Source organism: Clostridium sp. CTA-17, from assembly GCF_054767895.1.
The window spans coordinates 279812-301232 of the sequence record NZ_BAAABF010000001.1 but is presented as its reverse complement, the minus strand read 5'-3'; the positions used below and the strand labels follow the sequence as shown (position 1 = coordinate 301232).

The window sequence follows — 21421 nt, the reverse complement described above, 5'->3', positions numbered from 1 at the left end:
TGTCGTCCTTTCAAAAGTTACATAAAAAGGAGTTATATCAATTTAAACTTATAAATAAAAATTATAAATTCTTAGTGAAATTCACTAATTCTCCAAATATATTTATAATTCTTATATCTAAGTTTTGATATAACTCCCTCTTTTTATTTTAAATTCCTTAACTAAATTTCAAATATATCTTTAATCATAAATTAATCTAAAGCAAAACTTCACTTTAAAATATAATCTATTTCTTTAATTTAAAATTACTTAATTCTTCCTATAAAAATACTAATAAGTTAACTCTACTTAACTTCTATAGAAATTTCTTCTTCAAAGTACATGCTCTTAACCTTTATTTTGCAAATACCTTTTTTCCCTTGAGTTCTTACCCAGAAAGCTGTTGCTCCACCAGAAATTCCAAACTTACTTGGTCCCATTATACTTAAAGTTCCATCTATTTCTACTTCAATAAAATCATTATTTAAGAAAAGAACCTCTCCTAAATTATCTAAAAGTTTAACCACGATTCTAGTAGCATCATAACTTGTTTTTTCTAATGAAAGTTCTAAATCATCTGGTGTAACTTCTAACTTATTCATGCTTCTAAGCTCACCTATTTCTTTTGAAGCAACCTCTTTATTATCTATAAAGCCTTTTATTATTAAGGAGTTTTCCTTATCTCCCCAACCTCCAGCTAATTTATAAACTAAAGACATTATTTTAAATACAGGTATATTTACTCTTTCACTAAATTCTTCAATATATTTAAAATCTTCTTCAGCTAAATTAGTTAAATTAGAATCTTTTAATTTATTTAATACAAAGTCTTTAATTTCTTTTTTTGCTTCTTCAGTAAGAGGTATTTCTGAATCCATAGATAAAATATGTGAAACCTCTATTGGTGGATGTGGTAAATTAGGGAACTTTTCTTTATTAGGATAATAAGTATCTATATATATTCCATCTTTAAATATTTTTATATAATCACAGTTTGTAAGAACTGTAAATGGAAGTATTGCTCCTCCATCCCTTTCTCCCTTAGCCCCTAAAGTAATAGGCTCTAAAACCACACCATCTTCTACTTTCTTTTGGCTAGCATATGAATAAGCTGCATACTTAGGATTTCTGAACATATCAGAAACTCCATGGTAACAAATTTTATCTCCTGAACCAAAGGAACTATGTGTATTATAATCAAAAGCACACCATCCTATGGCTCCACTTATTTCATCTAAGCCAAAGGATTCATTAATAACTCTCAAATGTCTATAAGCGTGTTCAACTTTTTTACATTCTTGATCAAAGCTTTTTGTTGGATACATATGCCCATTATACTCAGTTACTAAATAAGGAACTTTATCTACTTGTCCTGTTACTTCACTTTGAGTTCTTAATACTTTTTCTCCCCCACTGTGTATAAAATCATTCATGGTATAAACATCTTCTAGGAAATCACTATTTTCTAAGTATCTAACCCCACCAGTTTGTCTAATAGGATCTAAACTCTTTGCCATAGCATTAGTTTTTACATAAAACTCATGACTATCTTGAGACTCATTTATTCTAACGCCCCATAAAACTATGGAAGGTCTATTGTAATCTCTTTTTATCATTTCCTCTACATTTTTAATAGATTCTGATTGCCAAGCTTCATCACCTATATGTTGCCAACCAGGTATCTCTTCAAAAACTAATAGTCCAATCTCATCACATTTTCTTAAGAAGTGTACTGATTGCGGATAGTGAGATGTTCTAACTATGTTAAGTCCTAATTCATATTTTAAAATCTCAGCATCCTTTTCTTGAACTCTTTGAGGCATAGCATATCCTACATATGGATAAGCCTGATGACGATTTAATCCAACAAGTTTAACTCTTCTTCCATTTAAATAGAAACCATCTGATCTAAATTCAGCCTCTCTAAATCCAAAATTATCTTTATATTCATCTATAACTTCTGAACCTTTTAATAACTTAATTTTTATTTCATAAAGCTCAGGATTTTCTATATCCCATAACTTAACCATATTTAATTGGTCTATTTCTATATTTTTAATACTTGTTCCTTCTTCAATTGGTAACTTTGTACTTAAAGCTTCTTCAAAAGTATCATCACCAAACTCTACAACAATTTCTAAATCATCTCTATGCTCTTCAAAATTATTTATTTCTATATCAAGTTCTAATCTTTTTTCTTCCTTTAAACAATCATATGCCCTTGCATATAAATTATTTATAAATATAGGTTCAACTACTCTTAAGGAAACTTCTCTATATATTCCTCCATAGGTTAAATAATCAACAACATATCCATGAGGAGGTATATCTGGTCTTTCTGTTGAGTCAACAACAACTTTTAATATATTATCTTCATTAATTTTTAAAGCATCAGTAATATCTATTGAAAAATTAGTGTAACCACCCTTATGTCCACCAACATGAATTCCATTTAAATATACTTCTGCGGCTATCATAACTCCTTCAAAATCTAAAAATACCTTTTTCCCTTTAACACTATTATCAAATTTTAAAGTTTTAACATAAGTAGAAACAAATTGATATGATTTCTCATCAAAATAATTATATGGTAACTCTATATTTGTATGAGGTAAATCTACCCTTTCAAAATTACTAAAATCAAACTCATTTTTTAAATACTCACCTTTGTAATCATTTGCATAAAACCATTGATCATTGATATGAATTATTTTCCTCATAAATTCTCCTCCTAATTTTACGATTAATTATATAAACCTTAAGTTAATTATTACCATATATACATTATACATGTTTTCTTATGAACTTTCTTTTAACAATTAAAAGTAATGAAATTTTTAAATAAATTTATCTCATTTATTGATTTATTTTATTCAAGTATACTAATCTCATTTTACAATTAAATTAAATATAATAATTGTATATTAAAGCTAACTTAGGAGTATTATATGAATCATGACTATATTTTAGGTAAAGAAAAAATTTTCACTGCTCTAATGAAATTAAGTATTCCGGCAACCGTAGCTATGCTTATCAATGCTATATACAATATTGTTGATACAATTTTTGTAGGTCGTGAAATTGGAGCATTAGGAATAGCAGGTGTCTCAGTATATCTTCCTTTACAAATGATTATGATGTCCTTGGCATCATTAATTGGTGTTGGTACAGCCTCAATTTTTTCAAGAAAAATTGGTAATAATGATTTAGAAGGAGCTAATAAGGCTTTTGGTAATTTAATTCTATTAGTTTACTTATTTTCCATATTTACATTTATATTTGGATTTATATTTCTTGAGGAACTTGTAAGATTTCTTGGTGCTAGTAATGAGGTTTTACCTTATGCAATAGATTATGCTAGATCAATACTTCCTGGTGTTTTATTTTTCCCAATTTGTGTAGCAGCTAATAATATAATAAGAGCCGAAGGAAGTGCAAAGGATGCTATGTGTTGTATGTCTATTGGTATGATCTCAAATATATTTCTAGATTATCTATTCATATGCAAATTAAACATGGGCATAACTGGAGCTGGTTTAGCAACATCAATTTCAAAATCATTAAGCTTTTCATATTTAACTTATTATATTTTAAATAAGTCATCTGTAAAATTAAAACTTAAGTATTTAAAATTTGATTTCTCAATATTAAAAAAAATTATTTCTATAGGAACATCTGCCTTTATAACTCAAGTATCTATTAGTTTAGTTGCACTTCTACTAAATCATTCTTTAGTTAAATATGGCGGCAACTTTGCCTTATCTATATACGGAATAATATATAAACTTACCTTATTCATACAAATGCCCTTATCTGGACTAGTACAAGGTATGCAACCTATTATTGGATTTAGTACTGGAGCCAATAATAGAACTAGAGTTATTAATACTTTTAAATTAACTTTAATAATATCAACCTTTATTGCTACAACTCTAACACTAATAATATTAATAAAAACTGATATGTTCATGAAATTATTTACAACAGATATAAATCTAATAAATGAAGGAAGTAAAGTATTAAAAAGTAATATAATTATGTATCCATTTATTGGTATATATCTAACATCTATTGGCTTCTATCAATCAACAGGCAAAGGAAAAGAATCATTAATTTTATCTTTACTTAGACAATTTATTTTCTTTATTCCTCTTTCAATAATATTACCATCATTATTTAATCTTGGTATATGGGGCATATGGTTGGCATTTCCTATTTCAGACTTCTTAGCATTCATATGTACATTAGTAATTGCTAAAATAACCATTAATAAAAAAGCTATAAACCCTAAAATTATAAATTAAACCTTAAAAGAGATACTTATGTGACTAAGCCACACAAATATCTCTTTTAAAATATCTATAATAATTAATTTTCTTCTATTAATCTTTCTAATCTCTCATTTAGTAGATTTACCTTTAAACCGATACTATTTTCTTTTTCCTCTAATTTTCTTATTAAATTTAAAACATTATTACGAAACTCCTCAATCTTATATAAAGAATCATTGATTTCTCCTTGAACTGAAAAATCACTAAATATATTGTCAAAGAAAATATCAAAGGTATAAGAAAATCCACTTATATTTAAGCCTTCATTAAATATAGAGGTATCTACATCCCCTAATTCCTTATTTAATCTATCTACTGAATAACTAAGTCTCTCCATATAAGTTTTAGCATCATCTATTCTATTATGTTTGATTGCTGAAGAAATCATTCCTCCCCCAACAATATCATATATTCCCCAATTTTTAGCACTCCTTAAGGATTTTAAGGTTTCTTCACTAATCATTAAGCAATTATTAGCTTCTCTTAAGGCTTCTGAAATTTCTGTCTTATCGCTTAGTAAGTCCTTTATTTCATTTTCTATTTCAATTATTTCGTCTCTTATATTTAGATTAAACTTTTTAACTAACTCTCTCTTTTCACTTATAAGATCTTTATACTTACCTTCAATATTAATTAACTGCCCTAATCTATTGTTGTTTTCTTCTACATCATATCTTAACTTTTCCACTTTAAACTTAAAGTTATCATACTTAAGTTTTGCCTCTAAATACTCTCTTTCCTCTTTTTCTAACTTCTCATCCTTATTCCTTAATATATTAGATATTAAATTAGAAAAAGATAAACTCTTTAACTTTTGAACATCATTAAGCTCCTTATTTAAACTCTTTTCAAGCTCTAGTAATTCTTTCTCCTTATTATCCAATTCATTTTCAAGTGATAAATTCCTCTTTTCAAGTGTTTCCTTTAAAGCCATATTTTCACGACATTCTTTTATTTTTTCATTTAAATCTTTAAGCATAATTTATTTTGGGGTATATAAAAATAAGCCTTATAAAAAATATTAAGATAATACATTCATAATCTTTATATAAAACTTTTAATATGCCCCTTTTCACCTCCCTAAAATCTTCTACATATATTTAATAAATTTTTAAATTAAACCCTAATATATTTATATCCTCATTTTTATATAACTTAGTATTATAATTCTTTCTAAGTTATATTGAATTAAAATGATCAAACCCACATTCTTGATAAAATTTTATTGATTAATCCTAATATTTAATTAAGGAATATTCAAACAAGCTATCTTTTTTATAATTACTCATATTAAATGGCAAATACATAATAAATATTCCTAATACAAAAATAAAATATGCAAAGATTGACGTTGTAATAATATTATTTTCAACATTTATGAGATTAAGTATTTCATATCCATTTGGTGGATTTAAAAAAGCATAATTGGCATTAAATAAATAATTTGCTATAAAAGCACAAATTGCAAATATAAAAGAAAAAATAAGTGCTTGTTTTACATTTTTTCTTTTTACTCTAAATTCCTCTATTAATATTATATATAATGATGCTATCAATAAAAAATAATGCCCTATAAAAAATGTATAGTAAGTTATATGAGGAAAAATATAAGAATTAGTTATAGGGATTATTAATGCTCCTATGGATCCTATTGTTCCCCAAAAATAAGCTATTGACTTTGCAAAGTCATTACTTTTCCATATTAATCCTATTGCTGCCATAATTATTGCAATTCTACATGGATACAAAGGTAAACTTTCTTTTAAATAAAAATTAGGAAACCTTAAATACCATATTGCTAAAAATATTTGAGTTGATGCTAAAATAAGTGCTATAGATATTTCAAATACTCTCCTATATTTCCATGTCTTTATTTTTTCTTTAAATATAATCCCTATAAATATGGTTATTATTACACATAAAATAATTTTAAAATGTAAAGATGAAAATAACGGGAAAGTATAATCATCTGTTTCTATCCTAAATATTTCATTGCTAAACGCTAACAATCTATTCAAAGTATTATATCTACTCAAAAATATTATGCTGAGTAGTCTCCTCCTTGACTTTATTTTTAAACCCTATTCTAAAACTCTATTAATTTATATATCTTCTAGAATTTATACTCATATACTTAATAATACCTTATATAATCACATCCTTCTTTAACTTAACAAATTTATTTTGTTTATTATATTATCTATTTTATCACATAAGAAACAAATTATTTCTTAATTTATTCTTTAAAATATTTTCTTTATTCTTTTTATTATAAAAAATTAAAGCTACTAATTTATTACTTAAATCATTTCTTCATAAAATTAGTAGCTTCTTATTTCTATTATTGAATTATTTTTAATATTATCTTTATTTATATACTTTAGTAAATCTTATCTTTCAAATAAACCTTATAATATTCTTATTTAATGCTCTTAAATTCAAAGCCTTTACTTTGTAAGTACTCTATTATTCTTGGTAAGGCTTTAACTGTTTCTTCTTTTCCATAAGTATCATGCATTAAAACTACTACACTATCTGCATTAGGTCCTAAAGCTTCTACACTTTTCTTAGCAAATTCAACTAATTCATCTGCATTTTTCTTTTTCCCTTCTGCATCTCCATTTAATGCATTCCAATCAATGTTTTCTATTCCCTCTTGAATCATTTTTTCCTTCATAGGTGTTCTATCTTGCCAAGACCAGTATCCACCTGGGAATCTAACTACTTTTGTTGAAAAATCTTCACCTAAAACTTCTTTCATTAGATTTTCATTCTTATTTATGTCTGACATTATGTTATTTACATTCATCTTTCTATTAGGATAAAGATATTTGTAATCGTGACTATATGTATGATTTCCTATAGCATGTCCATTTTTAACAATCTGCTTTAATAATTCCTTTGATTTCTCTCCAGCACTTATAGAATTTCCTGTTACAAAGAAAGTTCCTTTTATATTATACTTATCCAAAATCTTTAAAACTTCTGGTGTATTAGTTGTTGATGGACCATCATCAAAAGTTAAATATGCTATCTTCTTACCATCTTTTCTAACTGGATACTGTAATGTTCCTTTTAGAAGACCGTTAGTGTGTTCTGATACAACTTTTCCATCCTCAGCATTTGGATCTTTATCAAAAGGTAAATACTCTAATTCATTTGTCTTTGATTTATCTTTACCTTCTGTATTTTTTTCATCTGCTGTATCCTTAGCTTCTACAGATTCTTTATTTTCTGTTGCCTCAACCTGTTTTTTATTTAGTGAGTTGCATCCTACAAAAGCTCCTAAGCATATTAACACACTAAAAACAAGACCAATTTTAATTATTTTTTTCATCTATTTATCCCCCATGTTTATTGATTATTGCAAATTTATTATATAAAAATATAAAATATAAAAAAATACAAAATAGAAACAAAGCGTTTAAAATTATTTTACTTTTTTATGTTATTTTAAAGAATAAAATATTTAAACCTACAAACTTTATATACTCAATTACTATCTTAACATACTTTTATAATCTATAATTAAAATAAATTTAATAAAAAATAAAAAGCCACTAATTTAAGTAGCTTTTTAGACGGTTGCCCATGCCATATAATAGTCATCTTCATTATCCTTATTAAAATTAACCTTAACAACCTTATAAGAACTATCATTACAGCAACAAATCATTCTATTACCATATTCATCATAGATTCCTTTTTCGTAATATTCTTTTAAAGAAATAAAATCATATCCTAAGGAATTTACCGTATCTTTTAAATTTTCTATTCCAGTTCCCCTTATACCTAGCTCCTTTATTACATCGCATTGGCACTCTTCACATAGTGTCATGGCATATAAGTTTAGCTCATCATCGTAAAGAACTAGCTCTATAGTGCCACATTTAGTTAATAAATTTTTAAGTTTCTCTTTAAACATAAAATTCTCCCCCTTAAGTATAAACATATCATTACATTTATATCCTTTAAGCAAAGATTTCATACATTAATTAACTTATGTATCTTAAAATTTATTATACTCCTCTATATTTTTTCAATCAAACCTACATAGAAAGCTTAAATCATTAAAATTAATCAATATTCTTATTCACGCTAATATTTGTTTACTTTTATACTAAAAATAAAAATATTCCTTTAAGCACTCTTTTATTTAATTTAAAATAGATATTCAATCATATTTATATAACTATATATTTTATTTTCTGAATTTTTATCTAATTTATCACACTAAATAAAAACTTCTTAAAATTATTTCTTCTTAAATAGTGATTTTATCTCTCTTTTCACAACATCAAAGAAACTTAATGACTTAACTATATGATTTGGATCAACATATTTTCTAACAGTACGAAGTACTTTCTTTGTGTCTTTAGAAGAAAATGAATATGTACCATTTTTCTTAGTTTTAATTGCATATCGTGGAATCCACTTTCCTTTAAACATTACTGATGCAATAACATAATCAACTTCTTCCCAAGGAATTTGAATAAACTTTCTGTAATCATTAGAATTATAAAATTCAAAACCTTTATCACCAATCATTATTTGTCCATAATCAGCGAGTCCTGAAAAAGATGTTGCATCAACTACTAAATCAACTTTTGTATTAAGCGACTGAACCATAGATATACCTCTTTTCTACTTAATATATACATTTATTTTATCTATATATTTCTTAAAATTTATAAGAAATTTTTTCTTATTCTACTTTAATTTATTTATGTTTAAGAAAAGCCTAGGCTAAGTAAAAAATATTATACTAACCTAGGCTAAATAAAAATATTACATTAATCCTATTACGTGGAAAACAATACCGATTACGAATAAAGCAAGAATAATTACAATTGGAGATACTTTCTTCTTAAGTAACCACATACAAAGGAATGTTAATAATAATCCTGCAAGTCCAGGAATTAATGAATCTAAGTTTCCTTGTAATGTTGTAACTTTCTCAGCAGTTAAAGATAATCCAGCTGATTGTTGTAATAAGGCTTGCTTAATACCTTCTGCACCTGCTGGAAGGCTATTCCAATCAATATAAGCACCTGGGCTTAATTGAACAGTTGATACTACTGGAGCAAATTTAATAGATACCCATCTATTAACCAATGATCCTAGTATGAACATACCAAGTATAGATGCACCCTTTGTAATATCTTGTAATAAGTTTCCTGATAAGTCTTCTGTAATACGAGAACCAGCTTTATAACCAAACTCTTGTGTATACCAAGTAAATGCCATACGAATAATATTCCAACCTAAGAAGAATATTATTGGTCCTAATATGTTACCAGCCATAGCAAGTGAAGCACCTAATGCTCCTAATATAGGTCTAACAGTAAACCAAAATACAGGGTCTCCGATACCTGCTAAAGGTCCCATCATACCAACTTTAACCCCTTGAATAGTTACATCATCTACTTGAGCTCCATTTGCACGATCTTCTTCTAATGCTAATGTTACTCCAATGATAGGTGAAGCTACATATGGGTGAGTATTGAAGAATTCTAAGTGACGTGTTAATGCCGCTGATCTTTCTTCTTTAGTTTTGTATAATTTTTTGATTGCAGGAATTAATGAGAATGCCCAACCACCATTTTGCATTCTTTCATAGTTCCAAGATCCTTGAATGAAAGTTGAACGCCACCAAATAGAAAGACGATCTTTTTTTGTTAATTTTAAATTTTTCTCCATTTTCGTCTTCTCTCCCTTCTTAGTATCTATCGATAATATCGCCTACTGGATCTCCTATGTTTGATCCACCGTTACCTGAGCCACCTTTTTTGCTAAGTGCTAAGTAAATAAGAGCTAAAGCTACACCAATTGCACCTAATCCTATAAGTGTAAGTTGAGGAATAGTTGCTAATACAAAACCGATTGCAAAGAATGGCCATACTTCTTTTGTTGCCATCATGTTAATTACCATTGCATAACCAACAGCTACAACCATTCCACCACCTACTGCTAAACCATCTGTTAACCAAGCAGGCATAGAAGCAAGTAATGCGCTTATTGGACCAGCACCGATTAATAAAATTAATGCAGCAGGTAATGCTATACGTACACCTTGCATAAGGATAGCAATGAAATGCCACATTTCAACTTTTCTTATATTACCTTCTTTAGCAGCAGCATCCATAAGGTGTACAAATGCTGTAGCTATTGTACGACAAATAATTGTTAATAATAATCCAGCAACAGCTAGTGGAATTGCTATAGCGATAGCTGAAGATATTCCCGCTTGACCTTCTCCACTAAGAACTAAGATAATTGCAGCTGCAACAGATGCTAATGCTGCGTCTGGTGCTACGGCAGCACCTATGTTTGCCCAACCTAAAGCGATCATTTGAAGACTACCGCCTAGGATTAAACATGGTATTAAATTACCTGTAACTAAACCTATTAAAGTACAAGCAACTAATGGTTGATGAAATTGGAATTCGTCTAGGATCCCTCCCATACCAGCTAAAAATGCAATAATAATAACTAATATTATTTGAATTATATTTAAATCCACTGTTATTAATCCTCCTTTTCATTAAAATAACTTATGTTAAATTATTTTAATTTATTTAATTCCTCTTGTGCTTTTTTAAGAATTTCATCCATATTTCCTTTTGTATCATTTGGAACTTTACGAACATCGAAATCTAATCCAGCCTCTTTAAGCTTATTGAAAGTATCAATATCTTCTTGATTAAAAGCAAGTACTTTATTTGGTTGAACCTTACCTGGAGAGTGAGCCATAGAACCAACATTAACTGTCTTTATAGGTACTCCTCCCTCTACTGCTCTAAGTACATCTTCTGGATTTTCAAAAAGAAGTAATGCACGTTGTCCTCCGAAGTGCTGATCATCTTTTGCAAGTTTAATCATTTGACTAACGGGAACAGTATGAGCTTTAACTCCTGGAGGAGCAGCTTGTTGAATCAAGTTCTTACGAAGTTCATCTTTTGCTACATCGTCTGAAACAACAATAATTCTTGTTGGTTTTACAGTTTTTGTCCAAGCAGTTGCTACTTGACCATGAAGTAAACGTGAATCAATACGTGCCAAAACGTATTCAAAAGATCCAGGCGCACCCACATTAGATTGTTGAGCAGAATTCGTATTAGCTTGTTGAACAGACTCTGCTGGTTCTAATGATTCTGGCTTAACTTTAACTCCTTCTTTAGCTGACTTTAGAATATTAGCAGCAATTTCTTGTGCTGATTCCATTGAAAAACGTGAAGCATAAGCTTCAATAACCATTGGTAAATTCATACCAGCTACGATTGCCCATTTATCTTTATGTTCTTCAACTAGGCTATCCGCTTGGTTAAATGGTGTTCCTCCCCATAGATCAACTAAGAATAAAACCTCATCTTGATTGTCAAAGGAAGCAATTGCTTCTTTCATTTTTGCTTTAATATCATCAGGTCCTTCACTAGGCATCAATGTAACTGCTTTTACATTCTCTTGTTCTCCAAAAATCATTGAGCCTGATTGCAATATTCCCTTTGCAAACTCCCCGTGACTAGCAAGAATAATTCCTACCATATGTATACCTCCTATTTTTTTATTTTTTAAGACAAATTTTTCATTATCATCTTACGTTAATTTTACAATTTTTACATCAGTTTTACAAGCCTTATGTAAATTTTAAACATATATTTATTTTTTAAAAATACAAATTCTATTAAATAAATAACACCTCTTTAAGCAAGTATTTATCTATATAAAGGACATTTTTCTTATTTACAGCAATACCTTAAACCATTTTAAAAAATTTTCAAAAAATTCAAACTTTATTTTGACAAATTATAAAAGAAGTACACCTATTAATTATACTTCTTTTATATTTTTTATATTCATTTTGCATTTTTTCTATTTTAATCTTTTAATCAAAAATTTAACAACTGCATCATCATTATTATTTCCAATAATCCCCGTAGAAATAGCCTTTAATTCATCTGAAGCATTTTCTAAAGCATAACATTCATCTGCAATTTCAAACATAGGAACATCATTTTCTCCATCACCAAAAGTTATAACTTTGCTATGCTCTACATAATCTGCTAAAAATTTTATTCCATTAGCCTTAGAAGCATCTTCATTATATACATCTAAGAAAAAAGCTCCTTCGTTATATATATCTTTATAACAATTACCAGTAACACCTTTTACTCTCATTATTTTCTCAAATAATTCCTCAGCTATAAGTTTGTTATCTTCAAAAAATACAAAATTTATTATTTGATTATCCTCTAAAACATCTAAATAATTTTCAACTCTTTTAAAAGACTTAAGTGGCTTATTACATCTTTCCTCATAATATTCTCTCTCAAAATCATAAGTAAAATCTTTATGATAAACCCACAAATAATCATCTTTTATCCCATAAAGAAAAAATGTTTTGTTATATTCTTGAAGTATTTTGATAATCTCTTTAACACTTTCTTTGTTTATCTCTTTAACATCTATATATTTTTTCTTTTCAATATCAAAAATTATAACTCCATTCATAAGAACAACAGGTGTTTTTATATCTATTCCATCTAAAATATCTGAAACAGTAGCTGGACTCCTAGCTGTTGCAATTGCAAAATTAACCCCTGTGTTTATAAGTCTATTTAATTCTTTTTTAGAATAATCTGATATAACTTGATCCTTATTTAATAAAGTTCCATCTAAATCTGAAACAAATAACTCCATTTACTACCTCTTTCTCTAATGTCCTAAACATTAATTACCTTTTTTATCTAATATACAATATATCTAAATATTATTCAAAGGTACTAAATAAAAAGCCATTTATTAAAAGAATTATTCTTCAACAAATGACCATTGAAAACTTATATTTATTTTATTTTCTTATTTAATGATGTTTCTATTATTAAATCTATAAATTTTGAATATGATATTCCTCTAGATTCTGCACTTTGTGGAAATAAACTTGTAGCTGTCATACCAGGTAATGTATTTACTTCTAGTATATATGGAACTCCTTCTTCTGTAATTATCATATCCACTCTAGCATAAACTTCACATTTTAATAATTCAAAAGTTTTTAAAGCCATTTCCTTAACTTCATCATATAAAGATTTTTCTAACTGAACTGGTAAATGTTCTGCTCCATTAGATGCATACTTTTGCTTATAATCATAAAAATCTGCTTTGCTCTTTATTTCAAGAATAGGAAAAAGCTCTCCATTAAATATAGGACAAGTAATTTCTCTTCCTTTTACAAAGGATTCAATTATTACTTCTTCATCATATTTCAATCCTTCCTTAACAGCATTTTTTATATCTTCTTTTTTATAAACCTTAAATGTAGCTACACTTGATCCCCCATTATTAGGTTTAACAAAAACTGGATAGCTAATTTCCTCAATCTTGTCATAATCTATTTCCTCTATAGACTTCACAGTTATCCATTTTGCTGTTCTTATGTTTTCAGCTTTTAAAACCTTCTTACTTAGATTTTTATCCATGCATAAAGAACTACTTAAAGCTCCACATCCTGAATATGGTATATCCATTATATCTAAGAAAGCTTGAACTGTTCCATCCTCCCCAAACTTACCATGTAGTGCTAATAAAGCAAAATCTAACCCTTTAACTTTTTCTAATATATCTCTTTTATTATTTATAATTATTTTAATAACTTCATACTTTTCTTTATCTATATGATTAAAAATTGATTCTCCACTTGCCAATGAAACTTCTCTCTCTGAAGAAATTCCTCCCATTATTATTCCAACCTTCATATTATTGTCCTCCAACTATAATCATTATAAGTAAATCCAAATTTAACTCTATAATATTATTATAGAATTTTTGCATATAAATGTAAGAACCACATAGTCTTTAATTTTATATAATAGTGGCTTACTAACATATTTATAAACTTATATTATACCTTTCTAAAGTCCAATAATATATTGTAAGACGGTCTTATATATCATAAATTAAGCATACATTAATATAAATAACTTAAATTCGATAAAAATTTCAAAGGAGTTAAGCTATGAACAAAGAAGCAAACAAAAAATTACTGCTATGCATTTTAGGAAGTATTATACTAATACTTTTGCAATTGCCAATAATTCATACTGCACTTTTTAACATATTTGGTGGAGGAAGTGGAGCAAATATGTTTACTATTGTTTTGTATAACTTAAAAAATCTATTATCATTTATTGGCACAATACTTTTAATAATCTTCTCAATTACACTAATATTTAAAAACATAAAATTTCTAAATTAATAATTATAATTAAAATTTAAAAGAACACTTATTTTTAGTTATATCAAGAAAGAAAATAGACATTTATTTTTAAAATATTCCTCAGTTAATAAAAAATGATATTAGATAGAATATAAAATATTTAAATCTATCTAATATCATTTATAATTAATTATTTAGTTTATCTATCTAGCTGTTCTTACTGTTATTGTATCTCTTTTTGAAATTTCTCCATTAGAATACTTAGCAGCAACTTTAAAGTTATAAATTGTATGTCTGTTTAACTTTCCAACTGTAAATTCAGTTTCATCTGCTGAAACTTCTCCAACTTTCTTGTTATCCTTATAGATTATATATCCTTCTAATCCATAAGTATTTTCTGGTGAATCCCAAGCAAGACTTACACTCTTCTTCTGAACATCTATTGTTCTTAAGTTAGTAGGTGCTTCATTTTCTATTTTCATTTCTATTTCGCCAAAACCTGAATATGGAACTTCAATTCTTCTAGCTTTCTTACCTTCTGATTTAATCTCTAATGTTAATACTCCTCCATCTGGATTAATAGATATTCTATCTAAAATAGCTGTATCTCCCCCTTTAGCTACTGGAACACTAACCTTCTCTGGGAATATTGAATCCTTGTCATTAAATATACTTACAATATCTCCAGCTTCTAAATCCTTTATTTTTAAAGTACTATAATTATGATTTTCTCCATTCATTCCTGGTGCCTTGTAAGGAGTTAATTCAAATCTTTCTGGAACCTTTGAATATTCCCAATTTTCTCCTTCAAAAGCAGCACTCATTCTTAAACTTTCTCTCTTACCTTCTTCAACTGTTCCATAGTAAACTCTTCCACCATCTTCACCAAAATCTAATCCTTCAAATTTAGCTTCTCCATTAGAATCTATAGTAGCTGTAGCAAAAGGAGTTTCATCATTTAATCCCTTATAAAGATTAACAGTTTGTCCTTCTTTACCTCTTGTAAATAATACAGAGTCATTAGCCCCTTTATTATTTTTAGCATTTACAAATCTCATTGGAATCTCAGTTGTTTGATCTGTAAATGTTTCTTCATATAATTGGAACTCGTATACTCTTATAGCTGCCCAAGGTGAATTTCCTGAATTATCAATTCTAAGTCTTAAATGTTGTGCAACTATTGGATTTTCTAGATTTCTATCAGTAATAGCCTCCTCATTTCCAGTTACAACATCAACCTCTTGATAAGTTTGTCCTCCATCATATGAAACTTCTAAAGCAAAATCTCTTGTATTCATATCTTTTGCTTCTCCACCAGCTTCAGCATGTTTAACAACCCATCTTTGAATATTTTTTGGCTCTCCTAAATCAATTGTTAACCAACCACTATTAGCTCCAGCGGCGCACCATTTACTATTATTATCGACTTTTCCATCAACGGCTTTAAGACCTGGTTCTGCAGCACCCTCTGCACTAGTTTGAACTGATTTATATAAGGCAAGGTTTTCATAAACCTTTTTATCAGGAATTTGTGTAGCATCATGAGGAATTCCCCAATTGAATGTTACTCTCTTTCCTTCTCCTCTATTGTAATTTACATCTACAGGAACTACTTCAATGTCAAACTCCATTTCTTCTCCATATCTCTCAAACTCTTGAACATAGTAAGCATCATTTGGAGTTGCTCCCATAAGTTCTCTAGATCCGTCTGGCTTAATTCTGTATATTTCATAGAATGCTAAATCATCTTCATTTCCTGATTCTAATCCATTCCAGTAAATTCTAGCCTCTGCACTATTTGAATTATGAACCATTGTTTCTTCTAGAATAACATCACTATTTTTTAATCCTTTATTATTTTCATCAGTTTCTTCTATGGATATTTGTCCTACATTTATCTTAAAGTTTTCAACATCTTGACCACTTTCAAACTTTAATGATATTGCAGAAATTGTTTTTCCAACATGGTCACCTAAAGGTATTTTAACCTCTGTCCATTCTCCATTACTATTTTTATTTACATCAAAGAATGTAAAGTTTTCTTCATCATAATTTTCTCCAAAACATAATCCTACTTTCATGTTTGGAGCTGATTCTGTTTTATAAACAATTGATAATTCTGTTGAGTTATTCTCTATATTTAAATCAGTGCTGTATAACTTAATGTGGTTTGGATTTGCGGCCTCTAACTTACCTTCAACCTTTAATGAACTTCCTCCATTGTATGCAGTTTTAAAGTCAAAATCTGGAGTAAGTTTTGAACCATTTGATTCAACTATCCATCTCCAAGTTGGTAAATATTCTTGCATTGCTCTATTGTTCCACTCTTCATCCCTTGAAAGTGAACCATCTATATAATAATCTTCCCCATGTCCTAAATTAAAGTTTGTCACAAATGGTAAATCATTTATTGCTGATCTATCTGGAACATAGTTAGCTAATCCTGTCCAATCTTGCTCTGTATCTGATTTTGATGGGTCTCCTGTTGGTCCTACCCAGAATTTTTGATCATGCTTATAGAAATCATAAACATCCTTAGCCATTGAGAATGTTGAGTTTGGAGTATACATAGCTAAAGAAAGTCTAAGCTTTCCATTCTCATCTAATAAGTAATCATCATTAAATGGAGTATTATATGCATTTTGTTGAACATCTAATCCTGCATAAACATCAAAAGGACTTCTTCCTAATGATTTAGCAGTATTAACTGTAGTCTCTATTTTTTCTGGAGTCCAATTATAATTTAAAAAGAATTCGTCAGTTGTTCTATTTTCTCCATTTTGGAAGAAAGCAGCATTCTTATCATTTAAAGCATCTTGCCACTTAACATTTCCATCAACAGTCATAGAATCATACCAACCTATAACCATATTTGGAGCTTTCTTTTTGATATACTCAAGCATTTCTACCATTCTATCTGCATCATCTTTTACACAGCCATAGGATTCTTGGTTAAAGAAATATCCATCAAAGCCATAATACTCAGCTATTTCAATCATTTTGTCTGCAACTGGGAAGTTTCCATCCTTATCTTTTTGAAGGAATGCTCTTACTTGTTCAACATACCCTTCTCCTGGCCCCCATGGGAATCCTATTGTAGCTAAAACTGGAACACCATTTTTATGTGCATTATCAACTACGTCTGGAGTTGGAAGTGCAAATATTCCTCTACTTGACCCTCCCCAATAAACATATGAATTTACATACTGCCAATATGAAAACACATAAGCATCCATTGAATCACTACCTTGTGATGGTGCTCTATCAACATATGGATTAGTTAAAGCAACATTCATTATTTTAGCTTCTGGATTAGCATTTTCATTTACAATGTCTCCCATAAACCTATCTTGAAGCTCAATGCTTGCTCTATTATACTTAGCATCTGGATCACTTTCCGGTGTCCAATTTAATAAAGTTTCAATGCTATAAACTTCTCCTAATGGTGCTAATGATTCTTTTTGATCATATGGCACATTTGGTGAAGCCTTAACTTCTAATCCGCTAAAACCCAATAATGATGTTGTCACTGATGCTAGGCATAAAACAGCTAGCAAACGTTTACTCATAATACCTCTTTTTCTCATTTCCCTTTTCCCCCTAAAATCTAGTGTTAATTTTATGACTTTATATTTATATTCGGTAAAATCATATAATATGACAAAAAATAAAACTTTTTTTAGAAAAATTTTATTTTTTCAAATCTGTTTCCTCCTTATTGGAAAATATTGTCCTAATATGTTTAAATTGCTTCAAAATAGTAATATAATTATAAATATATTATTGTTTAAATATTACTTGTTATTTAATATTGCTAAAATTAAATTTAAGTTTTTATTTAATATGTAAACTTATTAAAAAACACTATTGTTAAATTTAACCCTTATTAAATTTTTAAAAATACTAAAAAAATAATATTTCATATACGCTTATTTTTTATTGCTAAAGTTTTTTATAATAAAAGTTTAGTAATAAAAAGTAAGTGTGAAAGGAGAAAATATTATGGTTTTAATTCTTATTCTTATAGTTGGATTAATATTTTTATTTGTAGGTCTTTATGTATTTAAAAATAAGAAATTTAAACTTGGATATTATCTTTTCTACTTCAAAAGAATTGAAAACTACTATGATGTGAACCAAATAAAAAATAAAGATCATATTGCAGACTTAATAGGTATAACGTTTATAATTATTGGTACCATTTTAGTTTTAACAGAGTGTGTATTTTTTGTTTTTAAATTTGAAGATGCTTATTTATTAATACCTCTTGTAGGTTGCTTTATATACTATGTATCAGAAATGTTTGAAATCAATAAAAAAATCAGTTAAGTAATATTTAAATAAACAAAAATAGTTGCTTTTATTTAGCAACTATTTTTATTATCTATCTAAATTTCATATAATTTATATTAATGTCAAATAAGTTTCTATAATGTAATTACCTACAAAGAATATAGTAATACCATCTTTAAATGTTTTATTTAAGAAACTTCGCCAATAACTTTATTAATATATAACTATATATATTTTTAATTACAATCTACTTACTTAAATTATTTACAATACTATCTATAAGAAAGAAATAATAAAAATATATAATAAAGAACATCAAATTAAATAATTTGTAATTTAATATTCCTCTTAATCTTTTATAAAATCCACTTATAGCCACTACCCAATAAGGTCCTAATATTAAAAATGAAATTCCTATTTTCTTAATAATAGATATTTTTTCTTTTCCCATATCACTGAACCATATTGCAGCTAAATTGGTTCCCCATATAAAAGGAATAAAAAGAACCATAGCTAAAATTATAGTTCTTAAATTTCTCTTATTAAAAAGTTCTTTATTAAGCATAATTTTCTACTTTTCTTTCAAAGATTATTTCATAAGCATAAGTACTATTAACTCCTGACTTTTCATTAATTGGAGTAACAATCTGCTTTAACCTCCATCCATTTTTAGCTTCTTCTTTTATAATATCTTTACATTTTTCAAAGGAGTCTCCCCTTTTGCACTTAAATGATTTGTCAACAGGCACATTTATAAATTTATATTCATACATATAACCTCTCCCCCTTTATTCTCTAAACCTATTTATACTATTTAAAATTATAAATATATATTATCCCTATAATTAACTCTACAAGATTATCCTTGCCATCATAACTTCATCAATATATTCTCCATTTTTCAAAGCTGATTTTACCTTTATTCCCTCTTCTTTAAATCCAAACTTCTTATATAAGTTTATTGCTTTATAATTATCTCTAAATACACATAATTCCAACCTTATAATATTAAGACTTTCGCTTAAATTTATTAACTTATCCATTAATAAACTTCCTACACCTTTATTTTGATAATCACTATTGACCATTAATGTTATTACTCCAACATGTTTCTTTCTTAAATTGCCATGATTCATTAATATTCCTAATCCTATAACTTTCCCATCTTCTTCAACAACATACCAGTATTGATTCTTGCCTCTATTTATAATCTTTTCCTTAATTAATTCCTCTTCCTCATCCTTATTGGAAAGTATATTTTCCATAACTCCAGGCATTTTTCTAATTTTACTAATTTCTTTATAATCTTCTATCTTAATATCTCTAATCTTTAAATTCATAAATTACCCCCTCTACTCTTTATAATAAGTCAATTTAAAAATTAATTAATATACTTATACCTTTATTTCATACTAATTAATAAATATACTTTCGTATAAAAATTCTTTTTAATATATCTACATTTATATATATTACACCTCATTTAAATTCCAATTTAAACCAATTAAGTATTATTATATCATATCAAAGATTCCATTGATCATAAAAACTTTAATAAATAAAATAAATCTTAGAAAATAAAATATTCTCTAAGATTCATTTTTATTAAACTATACTTATACTATTATTAGAATTACATTTATATTTGAAAAATTGTCATCTTAATTTTACAACATATCATAAGTTACACAGACTGGTCTTTTATTTCTTGGATCCTCTATAATTTCTGCATCTATATTAAACAGCGCTTTAAGATTTTCTTTTGTCATAACTTCGTATGCTGTACCTTGGCAAGCTATTTTTCCTGCTTTCATACCTATCATATAATCGGCAAATCTAGCAGCATTATTAAGTTCATGAATAACCATAACTATAGTTGTCCCATGCTTCTCATTCAATTCCTTAAGTAAACTTAAAATCTCTAATTGATGGGCTAAATCTAAATAAGTTGTTGGCTCATCAAGTATTAATATATCTGTTTGCTGTGCTAAGGCCATAGCAATCCAAGCTCTTTGTCTTTGCCCTCCAGATAAATCTTCTATGTCTCTTTCCCTAAATTCAATTAATCCTGTAACCTCTAAAGCCCATTTAATTATATTTTTGTCCTCTTTTTTTAATTTACCGAATCCTTTTTGATGAGGGAATCTTCCATAGGATATTAACTCTTCAACAGTAAGCCCATTAGGTGCTTGAGGACTTTGAGGTAAAACTGCCATAACCTTTGCTAACTCCTTAGCTCCCTGCTCTTTTATGTTTTTTTCATTTATATATATTTCCCCACTTTTAGGAGTTAAAATTCTAGCTATTGTTTTTAGAACTGTAGATTTTCCACATCCATTTGCACCTATTATTGTAGTTATTTTCCCCTTTGGTATCTTTAAGTTTAAATTTTTAACTATATCTAAACTTCCATATGAAATATTTAAATTATCAGTAGTTATACAATTCATAATTATCTCCTTCTACTTTCGTGAAAACTTTTAATTATAAGATTTTAAAATACTTGCTACTTTAATTCTTATATCTTATTTTAAATCCATTTATCTAAGGTAAAAATTAATTTTAATTACCTTTTATTTATAAATATTAATTTATGCCTAGG

General features: G+C 27.6%; 19 protein-coding genes. 3 read left to right on the top strand and 16 right to left on the bottom strand.

Annotated features, from left to right (window positions below; all coding sequences use genetic code 11):
- Positions 1 to 284 precede the first annotated feature (284 nt).
- Positions 285 to 2699: a glycoside hydrolase family 2 protein gene (locus tag ACYUCG_RS01295; protein ID WP_460267902.1), complete on the bottom strand. Its 2415-nt coding sequence runs from the start codon at positions 2697 to 2699 to the stop codon at positions 285 to 287.
- A gap of 228 nt (positions 2700 to 2927) precedes the next feature.
- On the opposite strand from ACYUCG_RS01295, the gene ACYUCG_RS01290 reads away from it, so the two are divergent.
- Positions 2928 to 4283 (top strand): MATE family efflux transporter, encoded by a 1356-nt coding sequence (locus tag ACYUCG_RS01290; protein ID WP_460267901.1) that lies wholly within the window; start codon positions 2928 to 2930, stop codon positions 4281 to 4283.
- A 64-nt stretch (positions 4284 to 4347) separates the two neighbouring features.
- Here ACYUCG_RS01290 and ACYUCG_RS01285 read toward each other — a convergent pair whose 3' ends face one another.
- The 10 genes from ACYUCG_RS01285 to ACYUCG_RS01240 all read right to left on the bottom strand — a co-directional run bounded on the left by ACYUCG_RS01285 (position 4348) and on the right by ACYUCG_RS01240 (position 14065).
- The gene (locus tag ACYUCG_RS01285) at positions 4348 to 5289 is read right to left on the bottom strand and encodes a hypothetical protein (RefSeq protein WP_460267900.1); all 942 of its coding nucleotides are present in this window, start codon (positions 5287 to 5289) and stop codon (positions 4348 to 4350) included.
- 256 nt (positions 5290 to 5545) lie between these two features.
- Positions 5546 to 6328, bottom strand: coding sequence for a YwaF family protein (locus ACYUCG_RS01280; RefSeq protein WP_283683918.1), 783 nt, complete (start codon positions 6326 to 6328; stop codon positions 5546 to 5548).
- 401 nt (positions 6329 to 6729) lie between these two features.
- Positions 6730 to 7647: a polysaccharide deacetylase family protein gene (locus tag ACYUCG_RS01275; protein ID WP_460267899.1), complete on the bottom strand. Its 918-nt coding sequence runs from the start codon at positions 7645 to 7647 to the stop codon at positions 6730 to 6732.
- Between the two features lie 240 nt (positions 7648 to 7887).
- The gene (locus ACYUCG_RS01270) at positions 7888 to 8235 is read right to left on the bottom strand and encodes a hypothetical protein (protein ID WP_139933009.1); all 348 of its coding nucleotides are present in this window, start codon (positions 8233 to 8235) and stop codon (positions 7888 to 7890) included.
- 329 nt (positions 8236 to 8564) lie between these two features.
- Entirely contained in the window at positions 8565 to 8939 is a 375-nt protein-coding gene (locus tag ACYUCG_RS01265) for a DUF956 family protein (protein ID WP_060796596.1), read from the bottom strand.
- 159 nt (positions 8940 to 9098) lie between these two features.
- On the bottom strand, positions 9099 to 10010 hold the full coding sequence (locus ACYUCG_RS01260) for a PTS system mannose/fructose/sorbose family transporter subunit IID (RefSeq protein ID WP_060796597.1): 912 nt from the start codon (positions 10008 to 10010) through the stop codon (positions 9099 to 9101).
- Positions 10011 to 10029: 19 nt separating this feature from the next.
- Positions 10030 to 10833, bottom strand: a complete 804-nt coding sequence (locus tag ACYUCG_RS01255) for a PTS mannose/fructose/sorbose transporter subunit IIC (RefSeq protein WP_003449250.1) — start codon at positions 10831 to 10833, stop codon at positions 10030 to 10032.
- 41 nt (positions 10834 to 10874) lie between these two features.
- Positions 10875 to 11855 (bottom strand): mannose/fructose/sorbose PTS transporter subunit IIA, encoded by a 981-nt coding sequence (locus ACYUCG_RS01250; protein ID WP_460267898.1) that lies wholly within the window; start codon positions 11853 to 11855, stop codon positions 10875 to 10877.
- 327 nt (positions 11856 to 12182) lie between these two features.
- Positions 12183 to 13010 carry an HAD family hydrolase gene (locus tag ACYUCG_RS01245; RefSeq protein WP_240297841.1) on the bottom strand — a complete coding sequence of 276 codons (828 nt, stop codon included), beginning with the start codon at positions 13008 to 13010 and terminating at the stop codon, positions 12183 to 12185.
- Positions 13011 to 13156: 146 nt separating this feature from the next.
- Positions 13157 to 14065, bottom strand: a complete 909-nt coding sequence (locus ACYUCG_RS01240; protein ID WP_460267897.1) for a D-alanine--D-alanine ligase — start codon at positions 14063 to 14065, stop codon at positions 13157 to 13159.
- Between the two features lie 260 nt (positions 14066 to 14325).
- Between ACYUCG_RS01240 and ACYUCG_RS01235 the strand changes: the two genes are divergently transcribed.
- Positions 14326 to 14565 (top strand): hypothetical protein, encoded by a 240-nt coding sequence (locus tag ACYUCG_RS01235; protein WP_240297839.1) that lies wholly within the window; start codon positions 14326 to 14328, stop codon positions 14563 to 14565.
- Between the two features lie 164 nt (positions 14566 to 14729).
- Here the strand turns inward: ACYUCG_RS01235 and ACYUCG_RS01230 are convergent, their stop codons facing one another.
- On the bottom strand, positions 14730 to 18113 hold the full coding sequence (locus ACYUCG_RS01230; RefSeq protein WP_460267896.1) for an endo-beta-N-acetylglucosaminidase: 3384 nt from the start codon (positions 18111 to 18113) through the stop codon (positions 14730 to 14732).
- Between the two features lie 415 nt (positions 18114 to 18528).
- Here ACYUCG_RS01230 and ACYUCG_RS01225 point away from each other — a divergent pair, with 415 nt between their 5' ends.
- Positions 18529 to 18855, top strand: a complete 327-nt coding sequence (locus ACYUCG_RS01225) for a hypothetical protein (RefSeq protein ID WP_003449181.1) — start codon at positions 18529 to 18531, stop codon at positions 18853 to 18855.
- 211 nt (positions 18856 to 19066) lie between these two features.
- On the opposite strand, the gene ACYUCG_RS01220 is transcribed toward ACYUCG_RS01225, so the two are convergent.
- The 4 genes from ACYUCG_RS01220 to ACYUCG_RS01205 form a co-directional block, all read right to left on the bottom strand.
- Positions 19067 to 19384, bottom strand: a complete 318-nt coding sequence (locus ACYUCG_RS01220) for a hypothetical protein (protein ID WP_415348943.1) — start codon at positions 19382 to 19384, stop codon at positions 19067 to 19069.
- Positions 19377 to 19592, bottom strand: a complete 216-nt coding sequence (locus tag ACYUCG_RS01215; RefSeq protein WP_087326810.1) for a DUF4177 domain-containing protein — start codon at positions 19590 to 19592, stop codon at positions 19377 to 19379. The genes ACYUCG_RS01220 and ACYUCG_RS01215 overlap by 8 nt, the downstream gene beginning before the upstream one ends.
- A gap of 78 nt (positions 19593 to 19670) precedes the next feature.
- On the bottom strand, positions 19671 to 20159 hold the full coding sequence (locus tag ACYUCG_RS01210) for a GNAT family N-acetyltransferase (RefSeq protein ID WP_139933003.1): 489 nt from the start codon (positions 20157 to 20159) through the stop codon (positions 19671 to 19673).
- A gap of 327 nt (positions 20160 to 20486) precedes the next feature.
- Positions 20487 to 21269, bottom strand: coding sequence for an ABC transporter ATP-binding protein (locus ACYUCG_RS01205; protein WP_415348942.1), 783 nt, complete (start codon positions 21267 to 21269; stop codon positions 20487 to 20489).
- Between the last annotated feature and the right edge of the window lie 152 nt (positions 21270 to 21421).